This is a genomic window from Ruegeria sp. CDSA246 (genome assembly GCF_059611225.1).
On record NZ_JBXWPD010000048.1, the window covers coordinates 1 to 2,557 of the forward strand.

At 53.3% G+C, this 2,557-nt stretch carries 3 protein-coding genes; 1 reads left to right on the plus strand and 2 read right to left on the minus strand.

Translation table 11 applies throughout. The annotated features are described in order from the left end of the window. On the plus strand, positions 1–1,205 hold a 1,205-nt coding region (locus AC2FI9_RS22710), incomplete at its 5' end, for a hypothetical protein (protein ID WP_496770992.1). A 19-nt stretch (positions 1,206–1,224) separates the two neighbouring features. On the opposite strand, the gene AC2FI9_RS22715 is transcribed toward AC2FI9_RS22710, so the two are convergent. Both AC2FI9_RS22715 and AC2FI9_RS22720 read right to left on the minus strand, forming a co-directional pair. Then, positions 1,225–1,974, minus strand: coding sequence for a hypothetical protein (locus AC2FI9_RS22715; RefSeq protein ID WP_496770994.1), 750 nt, complete (start codon positions 1,972–1,974; stop codon positions 1,225–1,227). A gap of 27 nt (positions 1,975–2,001) precedes the next feature. Further along, entirely contained in the window at positions 2,002–2,481 is a 480-nt protein-coding gene (locus tag AC2FI9_RS22720) for a hypothetical protein (protein ID WP_496770997.1), read from the minus strand. Positions 2,482–2,557: the final 76 nt, after the last annotated feature.

Consider the following 2,557-nt stretch of genomic DNA (forward strand, 5'->3'; position numbering starts at 1 on the left):
TTGGCGGTTACGATGAGCCAGAAACCCTCTCTTATCAAATCTACTTAAACTGTCCCATTGGTGCTGACGTCAGACACAACACACTCAAAACCCTCGCAAAACGGCATGCGCGGGCAAACCGCATTCCCCAGCACGAAGCGCTCAACGCGATTGCCATCGCGTTAGACTTTACGCATTGGACGGGGCTTGTAACCAAGGCGAAGCAGGGTTGGCTGCCGAGCGACGAGCAAATGGCGCAGGCCGAGGCGTTTGTCCTCCAATCCCATCCAGGCGCAGATGAAAAAGAAAGCTTCATCGACAAGAGCTTCGCCCGTCCGGTCGATGAACCGGTTAGGGAAGGCAAGATCGGTGATTACGCCTATCGGGTCTTTGAATCCTTCGGTGACCTCCGCATGGAGGGTGACGGATGGCGCATTCTAGTCGGCGAAGCGCAATTTTCCCAGCCAGTCGTCGAAATCGAAAAACCGCATGCCGACACAAGCCCGGTGCGCATAGGCGACTTTCTGGACGCAGCATTAGTAATTGCCGATGAAGAAGCGGCGAAGGTTCGCGCGGGGATTTCTTCGGACTGGCCGAGACGTTCCACAAAACCCGATGCCGAAGGTGTCGTGGTTCATCCGCTATTCGGGGGGAAGTCCTCCGAATGGTATTGCCTACATTGCGACGGCAAGATTACAGGCGCACAGCTCGCAGAAAATCTCTGGCACTGTCCTGGTTGCGGCGCATCGCCCATCAACATCTCGTCCGAGCCAGCGTGGCTGGACGGCTCCGATGTGGAACCCAAGCCTGTTAAGAGTCCATCGACACAGCAGCGGCCTGAGCCCGAGGTTAAAGTGGTGGATTCAAGACCGACACTGACCTTGGGTGAAGACAATATCTCATTGTTTCTGCGCACAGCACTACTTGAGGATGCCGTGACGCCCGCAGAGCGGATCGGTGCTCAACTCGCCGAGATTTATGTCGATGAAGACGGTGACGCCTGCATTGTTCTGGATGAAGACCTATGGCCTGAATCCAAAGACCCCGAAGCTGCAATCGCCGTGGCCGAAGTGCTTGGTGTGGAACTGGAATTGAATCTAACCTGCATGACCTTTCCTTTTGCATGGCCGGATTTGGGGCATGTGACAACCAGCACGCGGGATTATGTCCAGATGTTGTTGGACGCTCACCAAGAGCACGGTGTTATTCATCGCGAAAGTGACTGATCTTTGGCTCACCCTCAGATCAAATTGGGGGTGGGCCATCCTTCGGGAGCTTAACGACGAAGTTCTTGGGCGGGCTGTAAAGAAGCGATCGCTTGACTTGGCGGTTCGATAGGCCGGTCAGTTCCATGACCTCTTTCTTAAACGGCTGGAAGTCGTCATAGGACACACGTCCATCGATCATCACCTGGTCGATCACCTTGCGCGGATCGAGTGCATACTTGAACACACCTTTCGGGTGCTTGGTATCGCCTCGTTCGAAGTAGATTAGTCTGACTTCGTTCTCATGCTTGTATGCGCGGCGTTTTGCAAGCAAGGATCGCGCCACGGCATCCGATGTGATCCCGTCCTTAAACACAGTACTTCCTAATTCCCACAGCCGCTTCTCGCTCATGTACTCCACGTGCCCGATGAAACAGGATACGTGCGCCCAGTCGCCTTGTGACGCACTCAAACTCTCGATCAGGCGGCCAACAGTTGTTCGCACACGTACGGCATCGCTGTTGCGCGAGTAGATTTGCCACATGGCATCCGATGCCGTTTCAAGTGTCCAGCACTGTCCATAAACATCCCCGTGAAATCCGAAAGTTCCACGTTCGCCGTTCGAACTCCGAACTTCTGATCTGAGAATGACATTCTCAAACGGATCGTCCCACATTGTCGGAAGCACGAGCGCATTCTGATTTTCCTGATATAATTCAAAAAACCTATTGCGTGGGAAAATCCTGTAAATGCGAGTCTTTGGCCCGATTTTCTTTCCAAGTATGTTCATTTCATCTCATCAATTTTTTTGAGTATACTATGTCATGGTGCTTCCGTCATGGACGGATCGGGCTGTTATGAACCGAGCCAGCCTGCGGCGGTCTTGGAGATCCGGCGTCAATCCCTTGTGCGTAAAATACCAGCCCTGACAGGTTAAATTCTTTTTCTGTTTGGCGCCTGCGGCCCCGCCTTCCGTCAAGCCCAAAGCATCTACATTGGTTGCGTGCGGGAGAGCTTTGCCCATGCAGTGGATCTGGACCGGACATATATTGGCGGAATTGAGCGCGGGGAGAGAAATCCCGGTCTCAAAACCATCATCAAAATAGCTGACGCTCTGAACCTTGATGTCGCGGACCTCTTCCGGTTGCAAGATTAAGCCGCGCCTTCCTGGAGCCGACATGTTTACACCGGCTTCCAAATGTAAATTAGCTGCTACCAACTCCTCTTTCTCGGCACCGCTCGTGGTCTCAGAGACAGCGCAGTGCGGTAGCCCTGTGTTGTGGTTGTCTGAGCTCACTGTCTGACGTCAGCACCAATGGGACAGTTTAAGTAGATTTGATAAGAGAGGGTTTCTGGCTCATCGTAACCGCCAA

Coding starts and splice junctions, on each gene's coding strand:
- AC2FI9_RS22715 (WP_496770994.1), bottom strand. CDS start 1,974: ATGAACATACTTGGAAAGAAAATCGGGCCAAAGACTCGCATTTACAGG.